General features: G+C 57.5%; 14 protein-coding genes. 5 read left to right on the top strand and 9 right to left on the bottom strand.

The features are described from left to right. The 4 genes from ACFO1S_RS21550 to ACFO1S_RS21535 all read left to right on the top strand — a co-directional run. Nucleotides 1–896: spore germination protein (locus tag ACFO1S_RS21550; RefSeq protein WP_378127536.1), on the top strand; the 896-nt coding region annotated here is incomplete at its 5' end. 19 nt (nucleotides 897–915) lie between these two features. Further along, nucleotides 916–2124, top strand: a complete 1209-nt coding sequence (locus ACFO1S_RS21545) for a Ger(x)C family spore germination protein (protein ID WP_204605514.1) — start codon at nucleotides 916–918, stop codon at nucleotides 2122–2124. 4 nt (nucleotides 2125–2128) lie between these two features. Beyond that, complete coding sequence (locus ACFO1S_RS21540) at nucleotides 2129–2353, top strand: hypothetical protein (RefSeq protein ID WP_204605515.1); 225 nt, start codon at nucleotides 2129–2131, stop codon at nucleotides 2351–2353. Between the two features lie 36 nt (nucleotides 2354–2389). Next, on the top strand, nucleotides 2390–3490 hold the full coding sequence (locus ACFO1S_RS21535) for a GerAB/ArcD/ProY family transporter (protein ID WP_204605516.1): 1101 nt from the start codon (nucleotides 2390–2392) through the stop codon (nucleotides 3488–3490). A 6-nt stretch (nucleotides 3491–3496) separates the two neighbouring features. Here the strand turns inward: ACFO1S_RS21535 and ACFO1S_RS21530 are convergent, their stop codons facing one another. From ACFO1S_RS21530 to ACFO1S_RS21490, 9 genes are all read right to left on the bottom strand, one after another. Continuing rightward, nucleotides 3497–4762: a molybdopterin molybdotransferase MoeA gene (locus ACFO1S_RS21530; RefSeq protein WP_204605517.1), complete on the bottom strand. Its 1266-nt coding sequence runs from the start codon at nucleotides 4760–4762 to the stop codon at nucleotides 3497–3499. Then, nucleotides 4746–5384, bottom strand: coding sequence for a molybdenum cofactor guanylyltransferase (gene mobA / locus ACFO1S_RS21525; protein ID WP_204605518.1), 639 nt, complete (start codon nucleotides 5382–5384; stop codon nucleotides 4746–4748). Before mobA ends, ACFO1S_RS21530 begins: the two co-directional genes overlap by 17 nt. Nucleotides 5385–5472: 88 nt before the next feature. Beyond that, nucleotides 5473–8211: a glycoside hydrolase family 78 protein gene (locus ACFO1S_RS21520; RefSeq protein WP_204605519.1), complete on the bottom strand. Its 2739-nt coding sequence runs from the start codon at nucleotides 8209–8211 to the stop codon at nucleotides 5473–5475. Between the two features lie 42 nt (nucleotides 8212–8253). Then, the gene (locus tag ACFO1S_RS21515; protein WP_204605520.1) at nucleotides 8254–9081 is read right to left on the bottom strand and encodes a carbohydrate ABC transporter permease; all 828 of its coding nucleotides are present in this window, start codon (nucleotides 9079–9081) and stop codon (nucleotides 8254–8256) included. A gap of 2 nt (nucleotides 9082–9083) precedes the next feature. Continuing rightward, the gene (locus ACFO1S_RS21510) at nucleotides 9084–10004 is read right to left on the bottom strand and encodes a carbohydrate ABC transporter permease (protein WP_378127533.1); all 921 of its coding nucleotides are present in this window, start codon (nucleotides 10002–10004) and stop codon (nucleotides 9084–9086) included. A 95-nt stretch (nucleotides 10005–10099) separates the two neighbouring features. Then, on the bottom strand, nucleotides 10100–11422 hold the full coding sequence (locus ACFO1S_RS21505) for an ABC transporter substrate-binding protein (RefSeq protein ID WP_204605522.1): 1323 nt from the start codon (nucleotides 11420–11422) through the stop codon (nucleotides 10100–10102). A 208-nt stretch (nucleotides 11423–11630) separates the two neighbouring features. Further along, entirely contained in the window at nucleotides 11631–13229 is a 1599-nt protein-coding gene (locus tag ACFO1S_RS21500) for a response regulator (protein WP_204605523.1), read from the bottom strand. Nucleotide 13230: 1 nt separating this feature from the next. Continuing rightward, nucleotides 13231–14952, bottom strand: coding sequence for a cache domain-containing sensor histidine kinase (locus ACFO1S_RS21495; RefSeq protein ID WP_204605524.1), 1722 nt, complete (start codon nucleotides 14950–14952; stop codon nucleotides 13231–13233). Between the two features lie 113 nt (nucleotides 14953–15065). Next, the gene (locus tag ACFO1S_RS21490; RefSeq protein ID WP_204605525.1) at nucleotides 15066–15872 is read right to left on the bottom strand and encodes a phytanoyl-CoA dioxygenase family protein; all 807 of its coding nucleotides are present in this window, start codon (nucleotides 15870–15872) and stop codon (nucleotides 15066–15068) included. Nucleotides 15873–16017: 145 nt separating this feature from the next. Here ACFO1S_RS21490 and ACFO1S_RS21485 point away from each other — a divergent pair, with 145 nt between their 5' ends. Further along, entirely contained in the window at nucleotides 16018–16935 is a 918-nt protein-coding gene (locus ACFO1S_RS21485; protein ID WP_204605526.1) for an AraC family transcriptional regulator, read from the top strand. Nucleotides 16936–16946 lie beyond the last annotated feature (11 nt).

The following is a 16946-nucleotide window of genomic DNA, read 5'->3' as shown; positions in this document are numbered from 1 at the left end:
TTGGTTTGATGCGCCCTTTTTCCCTGACTCGCACGCTTTCTGCTCAAGAAAATTTCCAAATCGCTCAATTCAGGGACTTGACATCATACCGCTGGACTTTCCCTACGATCTACAATTCCGAGAGGCCGGATACGGTCGCCGCCGGATTGCTGGAGGGCAAGGTCGCCATTCTGGTTGACGGAACTCCCTTCGTGCTGCTCGTTCCGGGATTGTTCATTCAATTTTTCCAATCGGCAGAGGATTATTACCAGCGCTCCGACAGCAGCTCTCTGCTGCGGATTCTCCGATACGTTTCGTTCCTGATCGCCATGCTTGCGCCTTCCGCCTATATCGCCATCACCACGTTCCATCAGGAAATGCTGCCCACCGGACTGCTCATTAATCTGGCCGCGCAGCGGGAGGGCGTGCCCTTCCCCGCTTTCGTCGAAGCGCTGCTCATGGAAATCACGTTCGAGATTTTGCGCGAGGCCGGCGTGCGCATGCCGAAAAACGTTGGACAAGCCGTCTCGATCGTAGGAACGCTAGTCATCGGGCAAGCGGCGGTAGACGCGGGTATCGTGTCGGCAGCCATGGTCATCATCGTGTCGATTACAGCCATCTCCAGCTTTGTCATTCCCGCCGTCAATATGTCCATCTCCGTTCGGATGATCCGATTCCTGCTGATGGGGCTGGCCGCCTCCTTCGGCCTGTTCGGCATTCTGATGGGCACCCTACTGCTCGTCCTGCATCTGTGCTCCATCGAATCGTTCGGCGTTCCCTACATGCAATCGTTCTCCCCCTTCAACTGGGACGACCAGAAGGACGGGCTGGTGCGACTGAGCTGGAAGAGAATGCTGAAGAGGCCCCGCGTCACGGGAAGGGCCGATCCGGTGCGTCAACGGCCGGAACCCAATTAACCGCCAGGAGGTGCCAGCTATGTCCCCCTTCATCCGCCGCCTCTCGCTCTGCCTGCTGCTAGGCGTCGTCGCAGCCGCGCTCGGCGGCTGCTGGAATCGGCGCGAGCTGGATCAGCTCGGGATTCAGCTCGGCACCTCGATAGACAGGACGGGCAACGAATACAGCATTGCCGTGCAGGTCGTCATCCCCGGCGAAGTCTCTTCGAGAATGGGCAGCAGCACACGATCGCCGGTCACCTTGTTTAAGGCGACGGCGCCGACGATCTTCGAGGCGTTCCGCAAGCTGACCGAGACGAGCCCGCGTAAGATATACTCCGCGCATATTCGAGTCGTCATTATCAGCGAGGCCGTCGCCCGCGCCGGCATTGCCGATGTGCTTGATTTATTTTCCCGCAATCCGGAAGCCCGGACCGACTTCTACCTGATGATCGCGAGAAATACGCCTGCCGTCCAAGTGCTTGAGACGCTGACCTCCTTGGAGAAAATCCCGGCGGAGAAGCTGTTCTACTCGCTCGACACCTCCGCGAAGGCCTGGTCCCCGACAACGACCGTGACCATCGACAAGATCATTAATCAGCTTGTCGCGGAAGGACAAAGTCCGGTGCTGACCGGCGTTACCATAGAGGGCAATTCCCGCGAAGGAGAGCGCATTACCAATATTCAGCAAATCGAGCCCAAGGCGCGAACGAGGTTTAATATGCTGGCCGTGTTCAAGCAGGATAAATTGAAGGGTTGGCTGGATGAGAATGAAAGCAGGGGCTATAACTACATCAAGAACAACGTCCGTAGCTCCGGAGGTCACGTGGTCTGTCCGGAAGGCGGCTACGTCGGGCTCGAAACGCTGCGAAACCATACCGTCATGCATGCGGATGTCGTTAACGGCGAGCCGGTTATCCGCTTGAAGATTACCAATGTCTCCGCCGTATCCGACGTGGAATGCGCGATCGACCTGACCAATCCGGACACCATCCGCATGCTGGAGAAAGCCTCGGAGAAAAAGCTGATCAAGATTGTCGAGGATACGATCGAACACGTGCGGACAACGTACGATTTCGATGTGTTCGGCTTCGGACAGGCGCTCTATCAATCTCATCCCCGGGTCTGGGAAAAGGTAAAGCACGATTGGCCTCAGCGTCTTCGCACGCTTAAGGTCGAGGTGAAGGCCCGAGTGCTGATCCACAAGATCGGAACGACCAACCACTCCTTCATCAAGGATATCAAGGAGTGATCGCATGGCTAATCTGATCTATATTGCAATCGGCGTTGCGATCGCCGCCGTTCGCCAGCTCCCGCCGCTCTTCCGCCAGAAGCACTACGCGGATATAGCCGCCTATCTTGTTCTTATGCTGACAGGAGCCTATTTCTCCTGGTGCTGCCTGAACCTGGTTCGCCTGCCCAGTCCGGTTCTGTGGCTGGGGATCGTCTTCAAGCCGTTGGTCAGGCTATTTATTCAATAAAATCGAAAGCAAACAAGCGAGGGGAAGGAAGCCGTTATGACGCGACAAGCAAACATTACCGTCAAGCAAATGAAGGTCATCATTACCTTCTTCCTTCTCGGGGATATCATGTGGTTCCTGCCGACAACGACGACGGCCGTCGTTCAGGAGGACGCCTGGATATCCGCAATGATCGGAATTGTGATCGGTATCGGGCTGGCTTCGCTTATCTTTCTGTTCGCTTCGAAATTCCGCGGGTTATCGCTGATACACATTAACCGGAAGGTGTTGGGGAAATACGTCGGGGGTGTTTTTTCCTTGTTCTTCCTCTATCTCGTCTTCAACAACGCTTCGGCGCAAGTGCGGGTGATCGGCGAATTCATTACCGTGCAGATGATGACCGAAACTCCAATGCGCGTCATCATGTTCTTCTTCAGCGCCGTCGTGATGATTGCGGTCTATACGGGGTATAGCGTAATCGCTCGGGCCGCACAGGTTTTCTATCTGCTGTTCGTGGTCATGTTCAGTATATTTATCGTGCTTTTATTCCCAGAGGTCACTTCCTCCAATCTGCAGCCTATTCTGAACCATACCCCCGGCAAGCTATTCGGCGGAGCTCTCCTGGTCATCGCTTTTCCGTTCTGCCAGCTCACGACACTGCTGATGCTGTTCCCTTATGTCGAGAACAAACGCGGCGCGATCAAGGAATATCTGTACTCGACTGTCCTGTCGGGCATCGCGATTCTGCTGGTCATTCTGATGTCCATTCTCGTTCTCGGTTCTTACATGACCGCCAATCATTTCTATGCTACCTACACCCTCGCCAAGAAGATCAACATCGGCAATTTCCTACAACGGCTCGAAGTGATTCTGGTCATCAGCTACCTCACGTCTACCTTTTACAAGTGCGCGATTACGCTGCATATCGTTTGCAGAGGCTTGCAGCAGCTCTTTGGTCTTCGGGAATATCGGACCCTTGTTGTTCCGATGTTCCTGATGGTTTTTGGCTATGCCTACGTGTTGACGCCGAACACGGTTGTTTTCAACAGCCTGTCTCCGCCGTGGGCCTTCTGGGAAATCTCCAACGTGCTCCTGCAAGTGTTTGTCGTCTATAGCGTCTACTGGCTCAGAACGCGCTGGCGGAAATCGCCGATCTAGGCTTCGTCATTCGCCGCGGCCCAGCCGCCATGCCGTAAGCAGCTGACCGGCTTCCACGCCATGCTTCGCTGCGGGGATTTCGATCAGGCAGTCCGCGCCAGCGATCGTCGTCATCAGGGAGGATTGATCCTTCCCGGTCGGCGTTACCCAGACGCGTCCGTCCCGCAGCTCCGTATAGCCGCGCAGGTACCTCCGGTAGGCATTCGTCTTCGGGTACGGCACGCTGATGAACGCCTGAAAGCTGCCGGGGAGACAGGATCGCGCCGACTGCATCGCCAGCAAGGCGGGGCGAACGAACAAATGGAACCCGACGAAACAGGCGCTGGGATTGCCGGACAAGGCGATCAGCGGCTTGCCTCCGATCAGCGCCGCAGAGGTCGGGCTGCCCGGACGCATGGCGACCTTGTTGAAGAGCAGTTGCCCGGACTCCGCCACGAGATCCGCCATAATATCATAATCCCCTACCGACACGCCGCCGGTCGTGACCACCAGGTCGCAGCGCTCCATGCTTTCACGGATAAGACTCTCCGCTTCGCCTTTGTCATCGGGCACCTTGCCCAACAGCTCCGGAAGAGCGCCGGCTTCCCTGAGCAGCGCGGCCAGCATAGGCGCGTTGCTGTTGCGGATTTTGGCGGGAGCCAGCGCCTCCTCCACCTCCAGCAGCTCGCTGCCCGTGGACAGCACCGCTACGCGCGGTCTCTTCGCGACGGCGACGCACGCGCTGCCGCATGCGGCAAGCAGGGCGCTCTCGCCCGGTCCAATCGCGCAGCCCGGCTGTATCAGCGCAGCGCCCTCGGCAATCTCGCTGCCGATGTCGGCAAGATTAAGCCCTGCGGCCACGCTCTTCCCGATCGTCACGAACGATCGGTCTCCTGCCCCGGACGTCGCGGTCATCTCCAGCATAACCACGGCATCGGCGCCCTCCGGCACCATGCCTCCCGTCATGATTCGCGACGCTTGTCCGCTGCGAATCGCCCGGCGCGGAGCAACCCCGCCGGGCAGCTCCTCCAGCACCTCCAGCGTCACCGGGCTGGCGGAGGAAGCCTCCGCCAGATCGGCCGCGATCACGGCATAGCCGTCCATCCCGGAGCGGCGGAACGGCGGGAACGGATGCGGAGCGGCCAGCGGCTCGGCCAGCCGTCTTCCCCAGCTCTCCAGAAGCCCGACGGTCTCGGAGACCAGCGGCTTGACATGTCCCAGAATCGCTTTAAGGGCTTCCTCCGGCTGGAGAGCGCGGCGGCGAAACCGGTCTTCGCTAGCCTGAGATTGCATCGCTTTTCCTCCCTCCTTCTCGCCCATACCGATCCAGAGCTTCCTCATGCTGCTCCGGCGTATCCACGTCCGAGGCGAACGAAGGATGGATGCCTCGCGCGGCGAATATCCCCTCCTCGACCCTCCGCCATGAGATATGGTCCAGCAGTGCCGTCAATCTGCGCTCTCCCTGCCGCAGCAGCCGCTCGGCAATCTTGTGCGCCTTCCTGCGATACACGCCATGAAGCGGCTGAACGCGGTCGCCCAATACCGGCAGCGCCGCATCGCATTCGAAGCCGCTCATTTCTTCCAGCAGCAGCCTTGCCGCAGCCGCGTCGGCAAACGGCTGATCGCAGCCCAGCACCCAGGCCGCCTCGTTGGAGGCGGCAGCCAGACCTGCATGCAGGCCTGCAAGAGGACCCGCGCCTCTGTATATATCGGGAACGACAGAGACGTGAGCGCAGCCTGCGGGAAGCAGCGTGCTGGCGGCGCCGTTATAGACGATAACAACCTCGTCGCTCCACGATGCCGCAGCAGCCAGCTGCCGCTCCAGAAACGTCTGTTCACCGAGCCTGAGCAACGCCTTGTTCGCCCCGCCCATGCGCCGCCCTTGTCCTCCCGCCAGAATAATCGCCGTGACCATGCAGCCGTTTCCTCCTTGAATGCCCCTTTTAAACGAACCAAAGCTGTCCCTGTTATTATGACACGGGGACAGCTTGCCGGACAACGAGCTATTGGATAACCTGGGACGAAAACCGATACGTGCCCGAGCGGACGAGACAGATTACGCAATCCCCTTCGCGGCCTATCTCCTCTACGCCGGACGCTACCGCAAGAACGACGTCTCCCTCGCGCACTTCCGAAGGCTCCAACGCCGGGATATAGACAACAGCCGAGACGTTGGCGGGCACCGTCAGCTCCAGGGTGAAGCGGCCTCCCAGAAGCGCCCAGGCCGTGACGACCTCCCCGTACATGCTGTCGTAGCTGCTGCGTGCCGAGGAAATGCCGCCGTCGACGCGGGGGCGGATTCGCAGCTTCCGGTAACCGGCCTCCGATGGATCGCGGTCAATGCCGCCGACGTTACGATACAGCCACTCCCCGATGGAGCCGAAGGCATAGTGGCAGAACGAATTCATGCCTGCGCGCTGGAAGCCCTTCTCCTTCGTCCAGCCGTCCCATCGTTCCCAGATCGTCGTAGCCCCTTGATTGACGGAATATAGCCAGGAAGGATAGGCCTCTCTGAGCATCAGCTTGTAGGCCAGCTCCGAATACCCTTCGTCCGTAAGCACCTTCATCAGGAACATCGTGCCGTGGAAGCCCGTCGTCGCCATATCGCCCGCTTCCCTGATTTTTCCGACCAGCCTCTTTACGACCGCCGGACGAAGAGCCTCGGGCAGCAAGTCCATCTCCAGCGCCATCGCGTAAGACGTCTGGGTATCTCCCTTGATGCAGCCTTCCTCGGTCACGAACCTGGCGGCATAGGCGCTGCGAATATGCCGGAACAGCTCCCTATAGGCATCCCGATCCTCTTCCTCGCCCAGCACCTCGGCGATATCCGACAGGATTTTGGCGTTATTCGCCATATAGGCCGTAGAGTACACGTCATACGGAGTCGTGGAATAGTGACTGACCATGCGTCCGAATTCCGCGACGACCTCCTCGAACGGCCGCTCATTCACCGAGAGCCAGTCGCCGTACTGCGGGATATCCTGCCGGATTCCGTCCGGCTGCTGCTTGCGGTTGAACTCGACCCATCGTTTGAACGCTTCGTAATGCTTGCGTAGGATATGCTTGTCGCCGTAGGTTTCGTACATTTTCCAAGCCACGATAATCGGCGCATCGGCCCACCCCGCCGATCCGGTATGAGAATAGGTGAAATCGTTGCCGTACTCCGTCTTCGGCCCGAAGACGAACGGCGCGAAGTCGGTGAACGCGCCCGTCGGACGCTGCGCATCCTCCAGGTCGACAAGCCATTTCGCGAAAAACGCGGAGACGTCCATATTGTAAGCCGCCGTTCCCGAGAAAATCTGCGCGTCTCCCGTCCAGCCATGGCGCTCGTCCCGCTGCGGGCAGTCGGTCGGCACGCTCATGAAGTTGGCGCGCTGCGTCCAGCGAATATTTTGGATGAGCCGGTTGACGAGAGCGCTCGACGTTTCCAGCTTGCCCGTCTCGGGCAGATCGGAATGCACGACAATGCCCGCCACGTCGCCGAAGGACGCCATCCCGCCGCTGATCTCCACATATCGGAAGCCGTGATAGGTGAAGCTCGGCTCGAACGTCTCCAGGCCGCCGCCCTTGCAAATATAAGTATCGCACTGTCTGGCCAGACGAAGATTGTCGGTATACAGATTCCCCTGCTCGTCCAGAACCTCGGCGTACCGGAAGGTGATCTCCGCCCCCGGCTCACCCGTCAAGGCTATCCGCATCCAGCCCGCGAAATTTTGTCCGAAATCGATGAGGGTCACGCCGTCGGGCCGCATGCGGATTTCCACCGGAGGAAGCTCCTCCGTCACGCGGATCGTCCGCGACATTTGCGCGACAAGCCATCCCCGGTAATCGTACAGAATGTCGGCCGGCACCCAGCTTGTCGCCATGAACGCCGGCTCGTTCCAGCCCGGCATCTCCTTGCGGGCGTCAACCGTCTCGCCCATCTGCAGATCCGAGCGGACGATCGCGCCGAAGGAGACTTGCCATTGTCCGTCCGTCACCAGGCTTTCCTTCGTGCCGTCCTCATACTCCAGATTCAATTGCATCAGAAAAGCCGGATTCATCCCGTATTTCTGATAGCCGAACATTCCGATATAACCGCAATACCAGCCATGGCTTAGAATGGTCCCCGCCGCATTGACTCCCTCGCGCAGCATGGCCGTAACATCGTAGGTTTGATACTGCACCCGGACATGGTAATCCGTCCATTCCGGCGAGAAAACATCGTTGCCGACGCGCTGCCCGTTCAAATAGAGCTGGTACAAGCCGAGCGCCGTAGCGTAGACGGTCGCGCGCTTGACCCCGGCCTTGACGGCAAACTCCCTGCGCAAGTAAATGTTCGGCTTCGGCTGCTCCCTTGTCGGCTTGTCGTCGTTGCTCCAGCCGATCCAGAGCCCTTGCCAGTTGCATCTCTCCAGCAAGCCGATCGTGAAGGAAGCGGGCTCGCTCCACCCGCTTTCCCTGCCGTCCTCGTCCCACACGTTCACCTTCCAGAACACTCGGGCTTCCGAGGTCAGCGCTTGGCCCGCATAGACGATATGCTGAGATTCCGACGAGCTCACCTTGCCGCTGTCCCACAAATCGCCCGAATTCCCGTCCAGCAGTTCCGGTCTGGAAGCGGCCAGCACCCGATAGGCGGACTGAGCCGCACCGCGTCTTGACGAGACGACGACCCATCCGAAGCGAGGCTCGGTCGCATCGATGCCCAGAGGGTTATCCAAGTATTCCGTTCTTAGCCGCTGTACCTGCAATCGTTCATTCAACGCTTTCTCCCCCATCCTCATCCTCAAGCGAATATTCTATCGTCAGCCCTTAATGCCGCCGGAAGCGACTCCGTCGAGCACTCTCCCCGAGAAAATAAAAAACAGTATGAGAATCGGAACAGTCGCCATTACGGAGCCGACCATCGCCAGATCGATGTTGTACATCAGGTTGTTCGTAAACTTCATGATCATCAGCGGAATCGTCTTCTTCGCCTCGCTCTGGAGCATGATGAGCGGTACGAAAAACTGGTTCCAGATTTGCACCGACATAATGATGCAGATGCTGAAGATGACGGGGCTGGCCAACGGGAACATGACCCGCAGGAAAGTCGTCCACTCTCCGGCGCCGTCGATCTTCGCCGATTCGTATAGATCGGCCGGCAGCTTCTCGAAGAACGTCGTCAGCAGGAACACCGGCATAGACAGGCCGGATGCCAGCACGATCACAACGCCCCACTGCGAATTCAACAAGCCCATATCGCGGATAAGCAGAAATATCGGAACGATGCCCAGCTGCACCGGAAACATCAGCCCGATCAAGAAGTAAAGCAGCAGACCGTTCTTGAAGCGGAAGCGGAATTTTCCGATTCCGTAGGCGACCATCGACGACAGCATAATGACGATCAGCAGAGTTACGGTCAGAATCAGGGTGCTGTTGACGAAATAACGCAAAAAGCCCGCATCGACGAACAGCTTTTTGAAATTGGCGAAATCAAAAACATCCGGCCACCCGAATGTATTCGAAAGCAGCTCCTTCTTCGATCTGAACGCCTGGTAAGTCATATAGGCCAGAACGAACAGCGTAAAAGACGAGTAAATCCATAGAATCGCGGAGCTGACATACGTTCTTCGCGCTCGCAGCAGGTTCATGTTCAGTCCTCCGTTCGGCGGTAAGCGAGAATCACCTGAATGACCGCGACGATGAAGATAACCGCAAACATGACGCAGGCAATCGTCGTGCCCATGCCCATGGCGTTCACGTTCATCGTACCGCCCACCGCGCTGTTGTCGCCGAAGGCGATGCGATAGAAAAACAAAGCCATCACATCGACGCTGCGGTTAATGCCGCCCGAGACGCCGCCCAGAATAAAGCTGAAATCGAACATCGTCATGGCGAAAATGTAAGTGAGAATCAGCATATTCAGCACCGTCGTCTTGATCTGGGGAAGAACCATCGTGAAGAACCTCCGCCAGTACGACGCGCCTTCCAGCAATGCCGCCTCCATCATCTCGACCGGGATCATCTTCATCGCTCCAAGGAAAAAGATCATTCCTACGCCGATTCCCGACCAGGCGACCATCATCCAGACGATATAAATGCCGAATTCCGGCAGTCCCATCCAGGGCCGCGCCCATTCTCCCAAGCCGACCGCCTCAAGCAGCTTGTTGAATACGCCGATATTGCCGTCGAAGATGAGCGTACCCATAAATACGATGACCGGCGTCGCGATAAATTGCGGAGAGAAAATCATCGCCTGGAAAAAGCGATGTCCCTTGATTCCGCTGTAGAGCAGGTAAGCCAGATAAAGCTGAGCAGGCAGCACCGCAAGCGCGTTCAGCAGGAACAAGATCACGCTGTGCTTGAAGGCTCCCGTCAGCTGAGAGAACAGCTCCTTGTTGCTGAATAGCTCCCCGTAGTTGCTAAGCCCGACGAAGGTCTTGGCCCCGATTCCGTCCCACTGATTCAGGCTGATCTGAAAGGCGGAGAAGATCGGGTATACCGTAAATAAGCTATATAGCGCGAATCCAGGCAAAATAAACCATAGGAAAGGCCTCTTTTTGAACCCTATCAACCGAATCACCCTCTATACTTTCTGACCGTTCATGGAAAAGGCCGGGCTGCGCCGCATTCCGCCGCCCGACCTCTTCTCCGGTAGTAATCTGCAATTTATTTCGCAGGGTAGTTGGCCGCTTTATCCAGCGTCGCCGCGCCTTCGGCTCCCGTAATCGCGGAGGTCATCAGCTTCGGAATGACATCCTTCATCAGCACGTCGGCCGTATTGGACTCCGGCGACGATAGCGCGGTCAGCACGGTGTAGATGTTCACGCCCGCTTCGTCGAATACGGCAAGCTCCTTCACGCCTTCATCCTTAGGCACGATATCCTTAAGGGTCGGGACAAGGCCGACGGCATCCTCCAAAATTTGCTGCGCTTCAACCGAGTTCAGGAAAGCGATATATTGCGCCGCTTGCTCCGGATGCTCCGACTTGGAGGATACCGCGTACGTCATAAAGTTGCTGTAGCTCGATTGCACGACCTTCTTGCCATCCTTATTCGGCACAGGGAAGCGGCCCAGACTGATGCCGGAATCGACGTAGGTTGCGTTGGACCAGGTTCCGTCAATGATCGCGGCCGCCTTGCCGTTCGTGAAGGCGAATTGCGCCGCCGTATAATCCTGGGCCAGGAAGTCTTTGCCGAAGTAGCCTTTGTCGGCAAAGTCGCGGAACGCTTGAAGCGTCTCTGCGATCGCCGGATCGGTCAGCTTGCCGTCGCCGCTCTGCGCCGCTTTCAGCGCATCGTTGGCGAAGGCCGGAGCGAAGGCGAAGATCGGCCAAGCGCGATCCCACTCGCTCTTCCCGGCGAGGGCGATCGGCGTGATGCCCGCAGCTTTGAGCGTATCCAGGCCGGCTACGAATTCATCCCAGTTCGCCGGAGCCTTCAGCCCGTTTTTCTCGTAGAGGTCCTTATTGTAGTAAACGACATTCGTATCGAAGAAGGACGGCAGGGAGCAGTAGATTTTGCCGTCCACCGTGCAATAGGCTTTCTCCGACTCCGCATAGCGGGACAGATCCAGATTAAACGGAGTCAGATCGAGCAGGAAGCCGTTTTTGACCATTTCGCCCATCTTTGCCGTTTTATCGCCCTGCACCCAGAATAGATCCGGCAGCTCGTTCGCCTGCAGCGCGACGTTTAAGCTTTGATCGTTCTGTGCAAAGTCGTATTCCAGCTTAATGTTCGGATGCTTCTCCGCAAAAGCGGCATTGATTTTTTTGAATGGCTCCTCGAGTACGGCCTGGTTGCCCAGATCGCCCCATACCTTCAGAGTGACGTTCTCCTCGCTGGAGGCTTTTGGGCTTTCCGACGAAGCGGAGGCCGGCGAGCTCGACGAGGCGCTAGGCGAGTTCTCTTTGTTTCCCTTGCCGCAGCCCTGAAGCATCGCTCCGATCATAGCCAGCAGCGCAAGCGCGATTACGAGTTTTTTTCCCCTCATTTGAAACCCCTCCGATGTTCGCAATAAGTAGATGCGGTAAGTCGTTCAATCCATGTGTCATGCGATCGCGATCTACTCACATTGTAAGCGATTGCAAAATGCCGTTCCATGCACCGAACGGCTGAGTAGGTTCCTTATTCCCGGGGGATGCCCGCCAAGCAGCGGCGAACGTTCCATATTTTGCGACCGTGATGCCATATTTCCCGCATCAGCTCCGTTGCTTGAATTGCTTCACCGTCTGTCCGGTCGTTTTTTTGAATACCTTAATGAAATAGTTCGGGTTCAGGTAGCCGACGCGGGCGGCAATTTCCTCCGTGGAGAAATCCGTTTCCTGATAGAGACGAATCGCTTCGCGGATGCGCACCCGGGTCAAATAGTCGGAGAACACTTCCCCGGTCTCCTGACGGAAGCGCTGACTGAAGTGGCTCGGACTGAAATTAACCGTCTCGGCCGCATCCTCCAGCCGAATCGGCTGTCCGTAACGGCTTTCCACATATTCCTTGACCTTCGCGATCCAGCCCCGGCTCATTTGCAGCGTGGAAACGGCCTCCTGCGCACGCAGCAGCAGCTCCCGCATAAGGCGCAGGAATTCCTTCCGAGAGCCCGCCTTGCGAATCGTTTCATTCAGCGGCCAGGGCATGCGGATTCGGCTGCGGACGGCTTCCTGGTCGAGCTCATAGCGTTCAAGCAGCAGATTCATCAGATGCGTCGCGATCATCTCCCCGGTACGAAGCCATTCCTCCGGAAGCAGGCGATCCTCGGGGTCCTCCAGTCGGCGGGCCAACATTTCGCCCAATTCCTCGAAATGAAGAAATTCGATTTCGTTCTTGGCCTGCTTGTAGATATCCATCCACTCTTGCTCGGATCTCGTTCTCATCTCGGACTGGCCGTGCAAGAAAACGCCCGCGCCTTCGTAGAAGCATAGCTGAACCGCCCGCTCCGCTTCCTTCCTTGAGCTGCCCATACGCTCGGGCGCTTCCTCCGGGCCGATACCGACGACAAGCTCGATATTGAGATTTTTCGCCCAAGCGTCTTTTAATTCCCCGATCGTTCGCATCAGACGATTCAGGCTTTCCTCCTCCGTCTCCTCGTACGCAGTCGCACACGCCCCATGGAATAGTCCGTCATGCTCGCCGAACAGCTCAAGACGTTCCAGCCGGAGAAAAATTTCCTCCGCTTGCAGCCCCATCGCCTTGCGCTCGGTCGAGGAATACTCCGTCTCCCGCGGCAGCGGCTTGAAGCAAATCCAGCGTGCAGAGCCGCCCAGGGCGGCCAGATGATTGACGATTTCCGGGAATTGCGTCTTCATGCCCGCTATCAGTCGCTCCGAGGGAAGCCCCGTCAGTCTCGCCTTCTCTTCGGCCAAAGCCTCAAGGCGAATCTCCGCCGGGCTGGCGGAGCTTGCCGTTCCTCCCGGCCCATTCTCCTCTCCGCCCTTGTCGAAGGTCAAGGCATCCAGCACCCTTAGCAGTTCGACAGGCTCCATCTCGTATTTCGAAATGTAGTCGGTCACTCCCGCCTGAATGGCCTGCCGGGTATATTCGTAATCGCTGTAGCTGCTCAAAATAATAAACTTCATTCCCGGGTCCAGCCGCTTCAGCTCCCGGATCAGCTCGAAGCCGTCCATGCCGGGCATCCGGATGTCGGTGAGCACGATATCGAACGCTTCCTTTCCGGCTGCGGCAATCGCCTCCGCTCCGTTCTTGAATACGCCTGCGATTCGATATCCGCGGCTTTCCCATTCGATAATCGATTGCAGGCCGATCCTTACTAGAGCCTCGTCGTCGACTATCATTACATTCCGCATGTTACGGCTCCCCCTTTCTCTCCGGCTCCCGCATCGGCACCCTGACCGATAGGGAAGTGCCCGCGCCTTCCTCGCTCCGGACGGTTAATCCGTAGCAATCGCCGTAATGAAGCTGAATTCTTTCGTGGACGCTGCGAAGGCCCAGACGATCGGTCGGGTCCGACAAGGATCGAATCAACTCGGCCAGCTTCTCCTTCGCGATGCCCACTCCGTTGTCGGTCACCGTCATCCGCAGAATTTCTCCCTCCGCCGCCGCTTGCACCTTAATCTCCCCGCTGCGCTCCGAGGGAGCCAGGCCATGCAGCAGCGCGTTCTCGATTAACGGCTGAAGCAGAAATTTCAATACTCTGACCTGCCCCAGCGCCTCCGGAATGTCCGCGACGAATTCGAAGTGACGATAGCGAACCTTCTGAATTTTCACATAGCTGTGCAAAATCTCAATCTCGTTGGCCAGCGGCACCGAATCCCCCGAGCCTCGCAGCGCGTAGGTGAGCAGCGCGTTCAACGAGTCCACCATTTCCTTGATATTGTCCTGCCTCTGAATCATGGCCATCCAGCGGATGGAATTGAGCGTGTTGTACAGAAAATGCGGCGAGAGCTGATTCTGGAGCACGCGGATTTCGGCATCCTTCTTTTTCTTCTCCTGCTTGGCCGCCTTGTCGATCAATTGCTCGATCTCATACATGATGGAGATGAACGTATCGTTCATCTCCACAATTTCTACCGCGCCGCCGAAGCGTTTCAGCTTGCCCGGACGAACGCCTTTGATCCCCTGCTTCATGTTGTTCGTCAGCCTGCGAATCGGAATGACAAGGTCCAGCGCCAGCAGATGCGTCACGACCAGGCCGAGCAGAATGCAGCCGAAGACGATGAACAGCGCTTGTCTCACGGTGCGATAAATCGGCTCGTACAATTGCTGCAGCGGCATCTGGGCCGCCAGACGCCAGCCGTTCTTGAGCCGGTCGTCCGAGAAGGACAGCAGCCGCTTCTCCTCGGCATCGCTTACGATTCCGTTATCCGCCAGCACGCGGCCGTCGGCATTCAGGAGCTGAAGCGCCGTATTCTCTTGTATATTGGTCTGCTTGAATATATCGGTAACGGCCTCTATCCGAATGACCAGCGTCAACGTCCCCAGCTCGTTCAGCTTCTCGTCCCGAATCGTCCTGCCCAGACGAAATGCTCTGAAATCCGCATAGCCGTCGTTGAACGCCTCGGGAGGAAACCACGCCGCTCCGCCCTTCATCCGTCCGACCGAAGAACGATATTCCGCATCCTGCACTCTATAGTGGTCAACCGCATTTTTACCGTAGGTGTAGATCATGCCGGGCGTCTCGATCTTGATCGACCGAATATAGTTGTTCTGGTCCGCGCCCAGCCAAAGCACGTTCAGCTTCTCGTTAATCGCGCTCTCCGTTCGAAATCTCTCGTAGGCGGATGCCGGCTCCACAGCCGTCATCTTCAATAAATCTCCATCGGTCATAATCTGCTTGCTGAGCTGCTCGTAGCTGCGCATCCGGTCTTCCAGCTTCTGTCCCATCAGCCCGAGCAGCCCGGTCGCATACTCCTCGGTTCTGGCCTTGGAGGAGCTGGTGTAGCTGTCCGTCAGAAAATAAATGCCCGCCAGAGCGGGAAGAAGAATCAGCGGGGTATAGATCAGGACGAGCTTATAGGGCAAGCGCAAGCTGCGCCAGCGCAACGGAAGTTTGAATCTGCCTGCGTTCACCTGCTGTCCTCCTCTTGTATGCGCTTTCCCCCTATTCTAACACAGGAGGCATCCGTCGCCGATGGAAGAATTTCGCCTCCCGGCTGCGACGGATGCCTGCTTGGAACGGCAGATCAGGACTCGAACGCGCCTTTCATATGGAACTCCATCGAACCGGGATCGATCTGGTCCCCGCGGCGCTGATAGCGGTATTCAAGCGACACCCTCATCCGGTCCTTGCTCCGATTGTCGAGCGCCTTGTGCAGCGTGTGGCCGTGGAAGAGCAGGATGTCCCCAATCCGATAATCCGTTGACAGCCACGGCCGACCCAATTGCTCGCATTGCTCGTGGGGAACTCCGTGTCCGCCGGTGCCTTGCATGGGCAGATGCTCAAGCATGCCAAGCTTGTTCGTTCCCGGCATGACGGCCAGTCCGCCAAGCTCCTCCGGACAGTCTCCGGCGGGAATCCAGCAAGTGTACGTGTCGGGCGTGCCCTTGATATAGAAGAAGTCCTGATGGGGCGGCGTCGTATTCTTGAAGCTTCCGGGAAACGTAATTCTGCCGATTCGGCGGCGATGCTCCAGCAGCTCGGCATCGAGCAATCCCGACATCAGCAGCGACAGAACCGGGCCCCGTCCGAAGGCGTTGAATCGGGGAAGATCGAGAATTCGGCGGTAAAGCGCCGACGTCTCGAATTGGGCCGAGGCCGGATATTCCCGGCCCGAATAAATTCCCTCCTCTAACGGAGCGGAGGCTTTCAAGTACCCGTATTCACTCGCCAGCTCCAGCATATCGGCGCGAATTCGCCGCAGCTCCTCCTTGTCCAGTATCCCTCGGAAAAACAGGTAGCCTTCATCGCTCAGCTTCCTGCGCAATGCGGGAAGATCGGACAGCCAAGCGTTCGCTTCCTCCAGCTGCTGCATCGGTTGTTGTGTTGACATCCACGTTGTCCCCTCTTCACGAATTTGACTTTTATGAAGTCTACAAGGAAACTATAATCAATTCCGGATGTAATTGATTTAGGGAATATGAATGATTTTTGCATTCTACAAAGATAAATTCGACAGAAGGAAAGGGGAAGGAACCATGGGAGGCAAGGAACCGACGATAGATGATGAGATCGGATGGGAGCGCCTGAATCCCGTCGTCTCCTACGCCAATCGGCTGGAGTGCCCGCCGGGCTACGCCTTCGGCCCGCGCATTGTGCATGACCGGCAGTTTATCTGGGTTGCGGAGGGCTCCGGCAAGGCGAATATTCAGGGACGGGAATACGAGGCGACAGGCGGGGATTTGTTCCACTACGGCCCGGGGATTGTTCACAGGTTCGAAGCCGACTCCGCACGTCCCTTCGTACTGTACGGATTGCATTTCCAGCTTCATGGAGATATTCCCGCAGCCGGCGCGGTCGCTTATCGTCCTCCCGCCGAGAAGGCCCCCGATTGGCCTGAGGCGGACGTCCTGCCAAACCGACTTACGATCGGACAGCCCCCGAACGTCCTCAGCGTGCCGGAGCATATTCGCTGCCTCGGCCGGGAGCTTGAGACATTGTTCCACGCCATCGCGCATAACTTCCAGCATGTCGATCCGATGCACCATACGTTTAATCGAGGCTTGATGGTTCAATTGCTCATGGAGCTTCGCGCGATTGTCCGGCGGCAGAGCGAGATCGGATCGGAGAACGGCTTGCGAATGCGAGACGTGCGAGGCCGGTTGAAAGCAAACGCAGCCATGCCCTACGAACGGGAATGGCTGCGGGAATGGACGCATTATCATGAGAATCACGCGTCGGCTTTGTTTCGACTGCAATACGGGCAGTCTCCGCACGACTACTTTATGTCATGCAAGCTGGGATTGGCGAAAAAGATGCTGATCGCCTCCGAGCTCGCCGTCGGCGAAATCTCGGAGGCGCTGGCCTTCTCCTCGTTGCATTATTTCTCGCGGCTGTTCAAGCAGCGGACGGGATATAGCCCGTTGGCCTACCGCCGCAACGGAAGGCAAATCTAATGCGAAGGACG

The organism is Cohnella boryungensis (genome assembly GCF_042651945.1).
Lineage (GTDB): Bacteria > Bacillota > Bacilli > Paenibacillales > Paenibacillaceae > Cohnella > Cohnella boryungensis.
Note: the sequence above shows the minus strand (reverse complement) of the source record. Positions and strands in the feature narration are given on the sequence as shown.